The sequence below is a fragment of the Kribbella sp. NPDC051936 genome (assembly GCF_040680955.1).
Classification (GTDB): Bacteria; Actinomycetota; Actinomycetes; order Propionibacteriales; family Kribbellaceae; genus Kribbella.
Map to the genome: position 1 here is coordinate 628,074 of NZ_JBFAXS010000003.1, position 14,150 is coordinate 642,223.

Here is a 14,150-nt window from a genome sequence, read left to right on the forward strand (position 1 = left end):
GCCTGTCAGTCCAAGGTGAAGTAGTCGGGGCCCGGGTAGTGCCCGGTGGCCAGCTTGGTGCGTTGCATCAGCAGGTCGTTCAGCAGGCTGGAGGCGCCGAAGCGGAAGAGCTCCGGGTCCAGCCAGTCCGGTCCGGCCGTCTCGTTGACCGTGACCAGGTACTTGATCGCGTCCTTCGCGGTCCGGATCCCGCCGGCCGGCTTGACGCCGATGCGCAGGCCGGTGGTCTCGTGGTAGTCGCGGACCGCCTCCAGCATCACCAGAGTGACCGGCAACGTGGCCGCGGGGGACACCTTGCCGGTGGAGGTCTTGATGAAGTCCGCACCGGCCAGCATCGCCAGCCAGGACGCCCGCCGGACGTTGTCGTAGGTGACCAGCTCACCGGTCTCCAGGATCACCTTCAGGTGCGCGTCGCCGGCCGCCTCGCGGATCGCGGCGATCTCGTCGAACACCATGCCGTAGCGGCCCGACAGGAAGGCGCCGCGGTCGATCACCATGTCGACCTCGTCGGCGCCGGCGGCCACCGCGTCCTTGGTGTCCTGGATCTTGATCGCGAGGCTGGATCGCCCGCTGGGGAAGGCGGTGGCGACACTCGCGACGTTGATCCCGGAGCCGTTCAGCTCGCGCTTCGCGGTGGCGACCAGGTCCGGGTACACACAGACCGCGGCCACCTGCGGGGTGGACGGGTCGGACGGGTCGGGCCGCTTCGCCTTGGCGCACAGGGCCCGCACCTTGCCGGGGGTGTCCTGGCCTTCGAGCGTGGTCAGGTCGATCATCCGGATCGCCAGGTCCAGCGCGTACTGCTTCGCGGTGGTCTTGATCGACCGGGTGCTCAGGGTGGCGGCGCGGGCCTCCGCGCCGACCTGGTCGACGCCCGGCAGCCCGAGCAGGAACCGGCGCAGCCGGTCCTCGGACGAGGTCACGTCGGCCAGTGTGTCGACGCCGCTGTCGAGTGTGGTCACCCCTGGGAGTCTAGTGCCGATCCTAGTGCCGGTACTGCGGGCCGGTTACTTTGTGCGGGTGAAGTCGAAATCGCCCGAGAGCGAGCAGTACCTGTCCGCGTCGAACCGGATCACCGGGTCCATCGTGCTGGTGATCGGGGCGCTCGGCCTGCTCGACGTGCTGCTGGAGTGGCGGACCACGACCGGCCTGATGGTGTCCGCGATCATCGGGATGTTCATGGTGCTGGCCTACGTCGGCCTGATCCGCCCCTCGGTCACCCTCAGCCCGGAGAACGTGCTGCTGCGTAACCACCTGCGCGACCACCGGATCCCGTGGTCGAAGGTGACCGGCGTCGACGTGACCGACATCCTCCGGGTACACGTCGACGGCGGCCGGTTCCGCGCCCCCGGCGTCCAGCTGGTCATGCGTGACCTCCGCAAGCAGCGGGTCGGCAGTCGCAAGGCCAACGCGGAGAGCTCGATCTCCAAGGCCGAGTTCGTCGTGAACCGGATCGAGACCCACCAGGAGCAGTACGCCGCGACGTCCGGCGGCGAGATCGAGAACGGCTGGGCGGTGCCGGAGCTGGCGATCTTCGGAGTGCTGGCCGTGATCGCCGTCGTGGCGGCCGTGGTCCGCTGAGCGTGCTCACCCGTCGCGCGTTGCTCCGAACCGGAGTCGCGGCAGGGGTGGCGGGAGTCGCCGCGGTCGCCGCCCTGGAGACCGGGGTCGTCCCCGGCCGGGCGCGGGTGCACGACCTGTTGGGCCTCACCGGTCCGGACGGCGTCGTCCCCGACGTCCCCGCGGGCCCGGCGGTGTCCGGCAGCTTCGACTCGTTCGGCCGCCGGACGAAGGTCGGTTACAGCATCCTCTATCCGCACGGGTACGACGCGGCGGCCGAGCTGCCCGTCGTCCTCGTCCTGCACGGCCGCGGCGGCGATCACACCTCCGCGGTCAACGACCTCGGCATCGACCGCTACCTGACCGCCGCGGTCCGGGCCGGGACGCCGCCGTTCGCGCTGGCGACCGTCGACGGCGGCCGGGACAGCTACTGGCACCGGCGCGCCGACGGCAACGATCCGGGGTTCATGCTCGACCAGGAATTCCTTCCCCTGCTGGCCAGGCGCGGCCTGCGGACCAGCAGGTTCGGCGTCCTCGGCTGGTCGATGGGCGGGTACGGCGCGTTGCTGTGGGTCGCTCTGCACTACTGGCAGCGGCGGGTCGGGCCGTCCGCGCGGGCGGTCGCGGTCGGCGCGCTCAGCCCGGCGCTGTGGCGGACGTACGCCGACGTACAGCCCGGCGCGTTCGACGACGCCGCGGACTTCGAGCGCAGTCAGGTGTTCGACCGGCCGAGCGGTTTCCGGGACGTTGCCGTCCGCATCGACTGCGGGCGGGACGACCCGTTCGCCGACGCCGCCCGGGAGCTCCGCGAACAACTGCAGGCGGCCGGCGGGCAGCAAGCCGGCGTACATACTCCCGGCTACTGGCGGCGCATGCTGCCTGACCAGCTGCGATTCCTGGGCGAAAAAGTCGGCCGATGAGTGGAACTGTGGCGCGAATCGCCGCGTCCGAACCCGTGTCCAGCCCCGAGTGAACCCCTGTGCACCTCAGGATTGGTCCGACAGGTCCCCAGACACACATCGAGAGTGGAGCTCATGGTCAACCTCTCCCGCTACACCCTGCGTGGCGTGGCCACGGTCGGCGCCCTGGCCGGCTTCGCGGCCGCGGTGATGCCGAACGCCCAGGCTGCGCAGGACTCTGGCGCCACCAGCGCCGCGAACACCGCGAACACCGCCGCCACGGCGGTCGCCGCGACCCCGCCGCCGGTCGACGGCGTCGCGTACGCGATCGGCAACCCGCCGGCTGGTGACGGCCTCACCACGAAGTCGTCGCTGACGAACGTCGTGCGCTACAACCGTCTGTACAAGACCGGCGCGATCCCGTCGTCGGGCTGCAAGCAGCTGAATGTCTCGCTGCGCACCTTCAGCGGCGTCGTGGCCTACGAGAACAACCTGTTCAAGTGCCTCTACGGGTCCTGGGCGCTGCCGCTGAAGCAGGCCGGCGCGGCCTACAAGGTCGCCCCGACGCTGGTCGTCCACAACAGCCGGACGGTCAACTCGTACTGCGGCGCCGTCACCGACACCGCGTTCTTCTGCGGTTACAACGGCAAGGCGTGGATCTACATCCCGGCCTACCAGATCATCAACTACTGGAACCAGAGCCCGACGTTCGCGCAGGCGTACGCCACCTTCACGCTGTCCCACGAGTACGGCCACCACGTCCAGTGGCTGACCGGCATCCTGGGCGCGTCCTGGCAGCGTCAGCGCGCCTTCAGCACCTATGCCGCGCAGCTCGAGGAGAGCCGCCGTCGTGAGCTGCAGGCGTCCTGCCTGGGCGGTGCCGTGGACGGCGCGAACAAGCGCAACTACCCGTTCAGCGGCGGCTTCATGACCCAGTACAACTGGATCATCTCCAACAGCGGCGACCAGCCGGGCGGGGTCCGGGACCACGGTTCGCTGAAGAACCACGCGTTCTGGGTGACCGCCGGCTTCAACGCGAAGCACAGCTACACGGTCGCGGGCAACTGCAACACCTTCAACGCCTCGTCCGCCTACGTCGCCTGATTCGACGTGAGCTGACGACCCGCAGCACGTAACTCAGCCGCCCGGTACGCGTTGCCGTACCGGGCGGCTGTTTCGTTTTGGCGACACCTGCACGATCTGCGATTGTGTGGTTACTTGTTTCGGGTGCGCACGCCCTAGAGTTCTGAGTCGAGCGTCGAACGGCAGGAGTCAAGGACAGTGAACTACGACGAGTTCAACACCGAGTACGCGAAGGTGCTGGACAAGATCAAGAGCGGGCGGTCCACCTGGTCGGAGCTGTCCGGGCACGTCACCCGGCTGCGGCAGGCGACCGTGGGGATCACGGTGCCGGTGGAGCGCACCCAGGTCGATCACGACCTCGCCGCGCTGAGCCAGATGGTGGACATGTCCCGCAGGACCAACGACAAGGAGGACATCTGGACGGTCACGTCCGACGCGATCCGTAAGGCCAGCAGTCAGGAGGGTACGGTCGCTGACCGGATCGCCCGGATCGAGGCCGCCATCAACGACATCACCGCGCTGGCGAACCGGAACCCGGACGAGCGGGACGCGCTGATGCAGTCGACCAGCACGCTCCGCATCCTGCACTCCTCGCTGCAGAGCTCTCTGCGCGCCGAGCAGGCCGAAGCGGCCGCAGCCGCCCGCTGAGGCTCCCGGAACCACTCGCCAGGTGTTCCGGAGTCAGATACCTGCCGCGGCAGCCAGGTCCGTCTTGACGGCTGCCAACGCGGTCGCCGCCTGAGCGCGTGCCGAGGGGACGTCCGTCGTGACCGGGACGACCACCTCGAGGTAGCACTTCAGCTTGGGCTCCGTACCCGACGGGCGCACGACCACGCGTGCGCCGTCGGACAGCGTGTACCGCAGGCCGTCCGTCGGCGGCAGCGCCTCCGACCCCTGACTCAGGTCGTCGATCCGCTCGACGGCGTACGACCCGAGCGTCGTGGGCGGTGTCGCGCGTAGCCGGTCCATCGCCTGCGCGATCAGCGACAGGTCCTCGACCCGCACCGACAGCTGGTCGGTCGCGTGCAGCCCGTGCTTGACCGCAAGGTCGTCCAGCAGGTCGACCAGCGTGCGTCCCGCCGCCTTCGCCTGCGCCGCCAGTTGCAGCACCCGGACCAGCGTCGACACGCCGTCCTTGTCCTTCACGGCCGCCGGGTCCACGCAGTACCCGAGCGCCTCCTCGTAGCCGAACACCAGGTCCGGCACCCGCCCGATCCACTTGAATCCGGTCAGCGTCTCGACGTACCGGACGCCGTACGAGGCCGCGATCTTGCCGAGCAGCGAGGACGACACGATCGAGCACGCGGCGACGCCGGCTGATCCCGGGAGCAGGAACTCGCCGAGGAGGCTTCCCAGCTCGTCGCCGCGAAGCATCCGCCAACCCCCGTCCGCCGCGGCGTCCGGCACCGCCACCGCGCAGCGGTCCGCGTCCGGGTCGTTCGCGACCGCGATGTCCGCGTTCATCTCGCGGGCCAGATCCAGCGCCGCGTCGATCGCGCCCGGCTCCTCCGGGTTCGGGAACGAGACGGTCGGGAAGTCCGGGTCCGGGTCGGCCTGCGACGCGACCACCCGCGGTACGGCGAACCCCGCACGGGCGACCGCCGCCTCGACCAGGGTCCGCCCGACGCCGTGCAGCGGCGTGTAGGCGACGTTCAGGTCCCGCGGCGCGTCGGCCGGTACCAGCTCGGCGATCCGGTTCAGGTAGGCGTCCAGCAGGTCGTCACCGGCCAGCTGCCAGTCGTCGCCCCGCGGCACCTCGGCCAGCGGGCCGACCGCGGCGATGGCGGCCGCGATCTCGGCGTCGGCCGGCGGCACGATCTGCGAGCCGTCCCCCAGGTAGACCTTGTAGCCGTTGTCCTGCGGCGGATTGTGGGACGCGGTCACGACCACGCCGGCGACCGCGCGCAGATGCCTGATCCCGAAGGCGACCACCGGCGTCGGGGCCGGCCGGTCCAGCAGAACGGCGTCGAGGCCGGCGCCCCGGATCACCGCGGCGGTGTCCTGCGCGAAGACGTCGGACTTGTGGCGGGCGTCGTACCCGATCAGGACCGGGCCGTCGGTGAGGCCCTTCGCCTTCAGATACGCGGCGAGTCCGGCGGCGGCGCGGATCACCACGACCCGATTCATCCGGTTCGGTCCGGCGCCGACGGCGCCGCGCAGGCCCGCCGTACCGAACTCCAGGGTGCCGGCGAACCGGTCGGCCAGCTCTGCGGCGCTCTTGGAATCTGGCAGCGCCCCGGCGTCCAGGAGCGTCCGCAGCTCGGCGCGTGTGTCGGGGTCGGGGTCCTCGCTCAGCCAGGCTTCGGCGGCGGCCTTCAGATCATCGCTCACACGGGCACTCTAGTGACCCGACGACTGGCACGGGCGGGTCCGCAGGTCGGCCACGTAGTCGTCGGGGGCGCCGGCCGCCTCGGCGGCCTCGGCCAGGATGCCCAGGTAGCGGGCCGAGGGCAGGCCGCCCTCGTAGGCGTTCAGCACGTACATCCAGGCCAGCTGCTCGCCGTCCAGGGTCTGCACCCGGACCTGGATCTTGCGGTAGACGCCCTCGTCGATCCACTCCCACTCGTCGAGCCGCTCGACGTCCTTGGGGTGGATGTCGTACAGCGCCACGAAGACCTGGTTGGCGGGGTCGGCCGGGTCCTCGACCACGGTTGCCATCGCACCCTCCCAACCGAGCTCCTCGCCGCCGAAGGTGAGGCGCCAGCCGGTGATCCAGCCGGTCCCGCGCAGGGGCGAGTACGGGCACCGCTCGGCCATCAGGTTCGGGTCCAGATTCGACGCAAACGCGGCGTACAGGGTCACGGAATCAGAGGATACGGAAGAATGGCCTCCCGTGGCGCGAGTTGTGATCATCGGAGGCGGTCCAGGCGGGTACGAAGCGGCCAGTGCGGCCGCCCAGTTAGGGGCGGAGGTGACGGTCGTCGATTCCGACGGGATCGGCGGTTCCGGCGTGCGCACGGACGCGGTGCCGAGCAAGACCCTGATCGCCACGGCGGAAGTGATGACCGAGGTCGAGGAGGCCGGCGAGCTCGGCGTCCGGCTGGACGACGGGGACGACGATCCGGCGAACTCCGTGCGTGTCGATCTCTCCGTCGTCAACAAACGGGTGAAGGCGCTGGCCGCCGCCCAGTCGGCGGGTATCAGCCGCCGGCTGGACCGGGACAAGGTCCGGGTGATCCAGGGCCGGGGCCGGCTGGACGGCCCGGAGAAGGTCGTGGCCGGAGACGAGCGGCTGGACGCCGATGTGGTGCTGATCGCCACTGGTGCAAGGCCTCGCGTGCTGAAGGGCTCCGAGCCGGACGGCGAGCGGATCCTGACCTGGGAGCAGGTCTACGAGCTCTCCGAGCTGCCCGAGCGGCTGATCGTGGTCGGGTCGGGTGTCACCGGCGCCGAGTTCGCCAGCGCGTACGACGCGCTCGGGAGCGACGTCGTCCTGGTGTCCTCCCGGGACCGGGTGCTGCCGGGCGAGGACGCCGACGCGGCAGCGGTGCTGGAGGACGTGTTCAAGCGGCGCGGTCTTACCGTGCTGAGCAAGTCGCGGGCCGAGTCGGTGAAGCGGCAGGGCGACGGGGTCGTGGTGACGCTCACCGACGGCCGGAAGGTCGAGGGGTCGCACGCGCTGCTCGCGGTCGGATCGCTGCCGAACACCGACGACATGAATCTCGTCGAGTCGGGCGTGTCGCTCACCGACGGCGGGTTCGTGCAGGTCGACCGGGTGTCGCGGACCACCGCCCGCGGCGTCTACGCGGCCGGCGACTGCACCGGCGTCCTGATGCTGGCGTCGGTGGCCGCGATGCAGGGCCGGATCGCGATGGCGCACGCCCTCGGCGACGCCGTCGCACCGCTGGACCAGTCGACGGTGTCGGCGAACGTCTTCACCGCGCCCGAGATCGCCACCGTCGGCCTGACCCAGGCAGTCGTCGACGCCGGGGGAAGCACCGCCCTGGTCGTCAAGGTCCCGCTCGCCGACAACGCCCGCGCCAAGATGCAGGGCGTCCGCGACGGCTTCGTCAAACTCTTCTGCCTGCCCAACACCGGCATCGTCGTCGGCGGCGTCGTGGTCGCCCCCCGCGCCAGCGAACTCATCCACCCCATCTCCCTGGCCGTAGCCGCCCGCCTCACCGTCGACCAGGTGGCCCAGTCCTTCACCGTCTACCCCTCCATCTCCGGCTCAGTAGCCGAAGCAGCCCGAAGACTCCACCTCAGAAACTGAGGCGACAGTCAGCGCATCAGAGTAGGCATCGACCTACCGCGGCAGGGAAGTGGCCGGGCGGGTTTTCAGGTGCTGGACAGCCGGCTGAAAGTGTCCGGCCGACCGCCGAGCTTGGGGTTGTAACGGCAGGTGATGCTGGTGCTGACGTAACGGGGTCTCGGCACCGGTCACGGGTGGCCGCCACGGCGATCACCGAGTGCGGCTGGGAACGCATCCCGGACCAGCACACCTGGTACGCCGACGCCGCCTACTTCGGCACCACCGCCACCGTCCCGTGCAAGCCCGGTCCGCGGTCGAACGCGAGGGCAACGCCTGACGGGTGGGTTCGCGCTGTCTCAGTTCCTATGGGGCTGGATCGCGAGGAGGTCGGCGAGTTGGTTTTCCGTCCTTGCCTGCCCAGGCGACGCGGGCCGCGCGGGTGCAGTCGAGTGGCGCGTGGTGTTTGCTGGTGTGGGCCCCCGAATAGCCCACAAAATAAGGGGATTCCGGCGCGGAAACTGTCGGTGGCGCCGTCTAGAGTCAATGCCATGGAACTCCTGGGCGAACGGCCGGCGTGGTCGATGAGTGGCGGCGAACTGCTGTCCACCCTCGACACGCTGGAGGCCGAGCTCGCCCGCCTGGAGGCCTACCGGCTGAGTGTGATCGCCGCGATCGAGTCCACCGGGTACGCGCAGGAGCTCGGCGCCCGCGACACCGCCGAGCTCCTGCGTTTCCGGTACCGCCTTGACCCACCGGCCGCCCGCCGCACCCTCCGCCTCGCCCAGACCGCCACGCACTACCCAGCCGTGGCGGCCGCCCTCGACCGCACCGCCTCCTCCGCACCCGCCGACGCACCCGACGACAACCGATCCGACGACAGCGGATCCGAGGACGGCGACGGTGCTGGCGGCGATGCTGGTGGTGGCTGGTTGCTGCGGCCGGCGCAGGCGGCCGCGATCGTGTTCGGGCTCGACCGGGTCCGGTCCCGGGTCCCGGTGGAGCACCTGGACGCGGCCGCGGAACAGCTGGTCGGGCTGGCCGGTCACCTGTCGCCCGGCGAACTGCGGACCGCGGCCAAGGAGATCGCCGACCTGCTGGACTCCGACGGCCCCGAGCCCGAGGAGCTGAAGGCGTATGAACGAGAGTCCCTGACGCTGTCGGCTGCCGACAACGGGGTGAAGTTCAAGGGCTTCCTGGCCAACGAGAACGCCGAACTCCTGCGCGCGGTCGTGCACGCCGGCGCCCGCCCGCACAAGACCGTCGACGGCGAACACGACCCCCGCCCCCGCGACAAGCGCCAGGCCGACGCGCTGTCCGGCGCCCTGAGCATCGCCGCTGCCGCATGGGACACCATGGGACCCGCCGCGCCCACCGGACCTACCGGACCTACCGGACCTGCCGGACCTGCCGCGGCGACCACGGCCGCCGCGAGCAGTGCCGGCAGTGCGGGCAGTGCGGGCAGCGCCAGCAGCGCGGGCAGCGCGGGCAATGCGGGCAATGCTGGGAGCGTGGGGAAGGATCGTCGGGTGGCCGGGTACGGCGCGAAGGCGAACATCACGGTCACGATCGACCTCGAAGACCTCAGGTCCGCCACCGCGGACGCGATCGGCCACACCGTCTACAGCGGCGGGCTGTCGGCCGCGACGATCCGGCGGCTGGCCTGTGACGCGAACATCATCCCACTGGTGCTCGGCTCGAACTCCGAACCGCTCGACGTCGGCCGCCGCGTGCGGCTCGTCACCGGGGCGATACGCCGCGCCCTGGACGCCCGCGACCGCGGCTGCGTGGTCTGCGGAGCCCCGCCAATCATGTGCGACGCCCATCACCTGATCTCCTGGCTCGACGGCGGCGACACCAAGGTCTCGAACCTGGCGTTACTCTGCCGCCGCCACCACGTCGACCTGCACAGGGGCCACTGGACCATCACCATCACCAACGGCACCGTCCACGTCGCCCGCCCCAGCTGGGCCGAACCCGGACCCGCCCCCGCCGCAGCGCGACGCACCGCGCCTCCACGCGCCCGGCCACCAGACCGCGCGACAGGCTCACCGGGGCCCGAGCCCACCGAGCCCACCGAGCCCACCGAGCCCACCGAGCCCACCGGGCCCAGCGAGTTCGCTGACGCCGGCCTGCGGGCGGTCGAGGGCGTCGTGGTGGAGACCGTCGCCGACCGCTCGCGGTGGCGGGCCGACGAGGGTGTGCTCCAGCAAGCGGCCGACTTCGCAGCCACCGGCTGAGACCGGAGAACACAACAACCTCCTACCCGCAGGCCTGCGGGCAGGAGGCCGTTGTGCTGCGGCGGGGTCAGGAGACGGCGGGATCCTTCCAGCCGCCTCCGGCAGCGGGTGGCTCGTGTCGTCGCCCACACCGAACCGCCGAGTTCCCGCTCGTCAACACCTCAGTTCCGCCTTCAGGCAGCTTCGTCCGACACCGCCGTGCAGGTGAATGCACGCGCAGGCCAGCCCGGACGGGCGTTAACAGCCAGGCTGCGGCCATATCCAGCATGCCCAGCCGGTGCGGACAGCCCCGGAACCAGGTTGTTCAACTGGCCGTGCAGACGCTGCTGAGCCGCCTTGCGGTCAGTGACCAACCAGCGTCGGTGCCGCACCACCGCCTGCAACACCTCCACCTCCAACTCATCCACCAGCACCCGCCCCGCGCCTCGGCGGGCCAGATAGCTCAACGCGGCACAGTCCCTGTCCAGCGGTCTTGAAGCTCCCCGACCCCGGCTGGATCCGCGCGGCCTTGGTCTCCGACGGCGCGAACAACCACCCCGCCGCGATAGCGGCGCCCCAACTGACGCGCCCATGCCCGATGCAGACTCCCGATCGCCTCGATCGCCCCGATCGCGATCACCGGCCTCCCACCCGCATCACCAAATCCAGCCAACCGCGCCCAGCCAACCGCGCCTAGCCAGCTGCCCAGTCAGCTGCCCAATTAGCCGCCCAGACAGGCGCCCAGACAGCCGCCCAGACAGCCGCCCAGACAGCCGCCCAGACAGCCGCCCAGATAGCCGCCCAGACAGGAGTTGGTCCAGCCTCTCGACCCCAGGACGACAAACTGGCAGCGACATTGGATCTTCGAATGGACCTGAACCATCACCGACTCAGACCCGGTTCATCACCTTGCCAGGATCCACAGGCACCGCCGACGTCGCCGGCTCGAGAGCCATCTGAAGCATCGACATCGGGCAGCGTCCCCATCTCACGGTGTGAACCGCTCCCCAGCCCCGTGCGCGCAGCAGCTGTCCGCTCGACGGCCCAAGCATCGGCCTGCGCTGATCGGTGTCAACGTCGTACACGCTCGCTGCACTGCGCGTGCTCCACGTTGACACCGCTCACACGCCGGCCGACTTCAGCCGGTATCGAGCGAACCGGCACACTTCACGGCCTATCAGCTGACTGAACAGACCGGTGACACAACTGCGCCCCGCAGACAAACCTACGGCCGACCGCCGAAGCCGGCCACGACCCCTGGATCTCTTCTCTGAAAGAGATGCTCGAGGTTGCCGGACATGGCGGCGCAACTTCCGTGTGGGTGGTTGCATCGTGTGAGGTGTGAAGAGCTATCTGACACGAACCTTCGTCGCGGCGGCCACCACCCTGCTGCTCGGCGGCGTGGCCGTGGCGCCGGTGCGTGCCGCGGTCGCGGCGTCGGCCGGGGCCACCGCCGCCTGCCAGATTCCCGTTGGATCCATCACCAGCGGCGGCGACCTCGCCGACACGACCGTCACCGCGACGACGCCGCCGACCGCCAAGCGCACGCCAGGCAAGCATCTGTTCACCCCAGGCATCGCCAAGATCAGTTCGACCTGGACCTACACGGTCCTCAACCCGGTCGGGTACCGCGACTCCGGGTACGTCGTGCTGAACTCGTCGCTGTACTACGCGGCGTACGGCGAGGACACCGACGGCTCGACGATCAACACGTTGAGCAAGATCGGCGGCGGGTGGGGCAACTTCACCGCGGTCGAGGAGTCGTTCTATTGGGGCAAGACGTTCCGCGGCGCGGTGTACGGCCTGCGCAACGACGGCGTGCTGTTCCGCTGGACCGACGGTTTCCGCAAGGTCAGCTCGTACCCGGGCTTCTCGGCGGTGAAGACGATGACGCTGATCAGCGAGACCGCGACGTACGACACCTTCCTGGCGAACACCCGCGGTGGAGCGCTCTACACGATCCACATCCCGGTGGCGACGCCGATGAAACCGGTGGTCAAGCAGCTGCGCAGCCGCACCTGGCAAGGCTTCGAGCACCTGGTCGCCGACAAGTGCGGCAGCCAGAGCACGCTCCTGACCGCGATCGACAAGGACACGGGCTCGGCGTACCTGTACGCGGTCAGCCACGCGAACGGCGCCTCGACCGTCATCAACAGCCTGGGCAAGGTGCCCGGCACCTTCACCGACCCCGTCCACTACCTCAGCACCTACGAAGGAAACGCACCGCTGTTCGGCGAGTGACAACCCACGAAAGGCATGTCGATGAAATTCAACCGGGCTTCTGCTGTCACGGCCTCAGCCCTGCTGCTCGGCGGGCTGGCCGCGGCACCGGCCGGTACGGCGAGCGCCGCGACCGCCACGACGACCGCGACCACCGCGACGACCGCCGCGACCGCGGCCTGTTCGATCAACCTCGGCTCGATCACGGCCGCCGGTGATATGGCCAACGCTTCGGTCACCGCCACGTCGCCCGCCACCGTCAAGCGGTCGACCGGTCCGCACATGTTCTCGCCGGGCCTCGCGAAGCTCGCGTCCACCTGGACCAACTCGCTCGGCGTCGGCGCGGACTACACGGTGTACGGCGACGTGATCGTGAGCGGCACGCTGTACGGCGGCTCGTACGGTGTGGACTCGACCGGCAAGCCGTTCACCTCGCTGAAGTCCCGCGGCGTCGGGTACATCGGCTACAAGGCGATCGAGACCTCGTCGTACTGGGGCAAGGTCTTCCGCGGGGCGGAGTACCGGCTGCGGGGCGACGGGGTGCTCTACCGGTACGTCCCGTCCACCCGGGTGATGTCGCGCTGGGCGGGGTACTCGTCGGTGAAGACGATGGCGCTGATCAGCGAGCAGCCGACGTACGACACGTTCCTGGCCACCACGAACGGCGGCGCGCTCTACACGATCCACATCCCGGTCAGCGGGCAGCCGGTCGTGAAGAAGGTCCGTACGTCGACGTGGCAGGGCTTCGAGTACCTCATCGCGGAGAAGTGCGGCGCGCAGAGCACGCTGCTCGCGGCGGTCGACAAGGACAGCGGCTCGGCGTACCTGTACGCCGTTGGTCACGCCAACGGCGCAGCGACCGTGATCAAGGGTCTGGGCAAGGTGCCCGGCGACTTCAAGGACCCGGTCTACTTCCTGAACACCGCCGAGGGAAACGCCCCGCTGTTCGGCGAGTGAGGACAGCACAAGGCCCCGGTGACCTAAGTCTTGGTCACCGGGGCCTTGTCGTGCTCAGAAGTCGCCGCCGAAGTCCCCGCCGCCGAAGTCGAAGCCGCCGCCGTCGCCCCCGCCGTCGAACGGGTTGAAGTCGCCGCCGCCGTCACCGCCGTCGCCGCCCATGTCGCCGCCGCCGTCGGCCATCCCGTCCTCGTAGCCGGCCGCGTAGTCGCCGTAACCGCCGCCGGCGAACATGCCGCCGAGCGCCGTTCCGATGAACATGCCGGTCAGCACGCCGCCGACGCCGCCGAACAGGCCCTGCGCGTACGGCGAGTAGGCCGGGCCGGCCTCCCAGTACGGAACGCGCTGCGGGCCGACCATGACCTTGCGGACGTCCGGCTCGGCGCCGGCGCGGACCCGCTCGGCGTCGGCCGCACAGGCCGGCACCTCCCGCGGGGCGCCGCCCGGCGGCGACCACATCACGTCGACCACCGACGGGCCGTGCTGCGGGTTGAAGAAGCAGGCCGGACGGCGCTGCGGAAGCGGCTCGCCGGCCACGCGGGCCTTCACGCAGGCCGCGGCGTACCGCCCGTCCTCGAGGATCTCGACCACGTGCTTGATCTGGTCGGCCTGGGTGACCTGACCGATCGCCTGCTTGGCGGACTCGTAGGAGTCCAGCGCGCGCTGGTAGTCCTGCCGCGCGCCGTCGCCGAGGTCCTTGCCGACCATCTCGAGGTCGAGGTCCTGCAGTTCCTCGCCGAAGCGGGTGATGTCCTCGTCCGCGGTCCGCTTGACCGCCTCGAGTTCAGCGGCGGTGATCTCGTGCTGCTTCTTGGTCTGCAGCTGGGTCCGGCGGTACGAGCGGTACGCCAGCACCGCGATCACCACGACAGCGATGAGCAGGATGAATTCCATGTCGGGCCTCTTCTCGGGGGCTCTTTGGGGAGAGCCTATCCAACCCCTCAAGACGCCACGCAGGGTGATCGAATCCCCGGAAAGCGGTCACCCGCGGCGCATAATCGAAGTCGCGCCGCCCAGCGTCTG

The 14,150-nt window shown here is 70.1% G+C and carries 13 protein-coding genes; 8 read left to right on the forward strand and 5 right to left on the reverse strand.

Annotated features, from left to right (window positions below; translation table 11 throughout):
- Positions 1 to 5: 5 nt before the first annotated feature.
- Entirely contained in the window at positions 6 to 962 is a 957-nt protein-coding gene (deoC, locus tag AB0L64_RS13245; protein ID WP_363710375.1) for a deoxyribose-phosphate aldolase, read from the reverse strand.
- A 58-nt stretch (positions 963 to 1,020) separates the two neighbouring features.
- Between deoC and AB0L64_RS13250 the strand changes: the two genes are divergently transcribed.
- From AB0L64_RS13250 to AB0L64_RS13265, 4 genes are all read left to right on the forward strand, one after another.
- Positions 1,021 to 1,581, forward strand: a complete 561-nt coding sequence (locus tag AB0L64_RS13250) for a PH domain-containing protein (protein WP_363710376.1) — start codon at positions 1,021 to 1,023, stop codon at positions 1,579 to 1,581.
- 2 nt (positions 1,582 to 1,583) lie between these two features.
- Entirely contained in the window at positions 1,584 to 2,480 is an 897-nt protein-coding gene (locus AB0L64_RS13255; RefSeq protein ID WP_363710377.1) for an alpha/beta hydrolase-fold protein, read from the forward strand.
- 114 nt (positions 2,481 to 2,594) lie between these two features.
- Positions 2,595 to 3,563, forward strand: coding sequence for a neutral zinc metallopeptidase (locus tag AB0L64_RS13260; protein WP_363710378.1), 969 nt, complete (start codon positions 2,595 to 2,597; stop codon positions 3,561 to 3,563).
- Between the two features lie 177 nt (positions 3,564 to 3,740).
- Complete coding sequence (locus AB0L64_RS13265; RefSeq protein ID WP_355696387.1) at positions 3,741 to 4,190, forward strand: hypothetical protein; 450 nt, start codon at positions 3,741 to 3,743, stop codon at positions 4,188 to 4,190.
- Positions 4,191 to 4,223: 33 nt separating this feature from the next.
- Here AB0L64_RS13265 and AB0L64_RS13270 read toward each other — a convergent pair whose 3' ends face one another.
- On the reverse strand, positions 4,224 to 5,873 hold the full coding sequence (locus AB0L64_RS13270) for a phospho-sugar mutase (RefSeq protein ID WP_363710379.1): 1,650 nt from the start codon (positions 5,871 to 5,873) through the stop codon (positions 4,224 to 4,226).
- A gap of 9 nt (positions 5,874 to 5,882) precedes the next feature.
- Positions 5,883 to 6,344: a gamma-glutamylcyclotransferase gene (locus AB0L64_RS13275; protein ID WP_355696391.1), complete on the reverse strand. Its 462-nt coding sequence runs from the start codon at positions 6,342 to 6,344 to the stop codon at positions 5,883 to 5,885.
- 31 nt (positions 6,345 to 6,375) lie between these two features.
- Between AB0L64_RS13275 and AB0L64_RS13280 the strand changes: the two genes are divergently transcribed.
- Positions 6,376 to 7,755 carry an NAD(P)H-quinone dehydrogenase gene (locus AB0L64_RS13280; RefSeq protein ID WP_363710380.1) on the forward strand — a complete coding sequence of 460 codons (1,380 nt, stop codon included), beginning with the start codon at positions 6,376 to 6,378 and terminating at the stop codon, positions 7,753 to 7,755.
- Between the two features lie 527 nt (positions 7,756 to 8,282).
- Complete coding sequence (locus AB0L64_RS13285) at positions 8,283 to 9,971, forward strand: DUF222 domain-containing protein (RefSeq protein ID WP_363710381.1); 1,689 nt, start codon at positions 8,283 to 8,285, stop codon at positions 9,969 to 9,971.
- A 173-nt stretch (positions 9,972 to 10,144) separates the two neighbouring features.
- Here AB0L64_RS13285 and AB0L64_RS13290 read toward each other — a convergent pair whose 3' ends face one another.
- Positions 10,145 to 10,417 carry a hypothetical protein gene (locus AB0L64_RS13290; protein ID WP_363710382.1) on the reverse strand — a complete coding sequence of 91 codons (273 nt, stop codon included), beginning with the start codon at positions 10,415 to 10,417 and terminating at the stop codon, positions 10,145 to 10,147.
- Positions 10,418 to 11,291: 874 nt separating this feature from the next.
- Between AB0L64_RS13290 and AB0L64_RS13295 the strand changes: the two genes are divergently transcribed.
- Positions 11,292 to 12,191 (forward strand): hypothetical protein, encoded by a 900-nt coding sequence (locus AB0L64_RS13295; RefSeq protein WP_363710384.1) that lies wholly within the window; start codon positions 11,292 to 11,294, stop codon positions 12,189 to 12,191.
- Between the two features lie 21 nt (positions 12,192 to 12,212).
- Positions 12,213 to 13,127: a hypothetical protein gene (locus AB0L64_RS13300; RefSeq protein ID WP_363710385.1), complete on the forward strand. Its 915-nt coding sequence runs from the start codon at positions 12,213 to 12,215 to the stop codon at positions 13,125 to 13,127.
- Between the two features lie 54 nt (positions 13,128 to 13,181).
- Here AB0L64_RS13300 and AB0L64_RS13305 read toward each other — a convergent pair whose 3' ends face one another.
- The gene (locus AB0L64_RS13305; protein ID WP_363710386.1) at positions 13,182 to 14,021 is read right to left on the reverse strand and encodes a hypothetical protein; all 840 of its coding nucleotides are present in this window, start codon (positions 14,019 to 14,021) and stop codon (positions 13,182 to 13,184) included.
- Positions 14,022 to 14,150 lie beyond the last annotated feature (129 nt).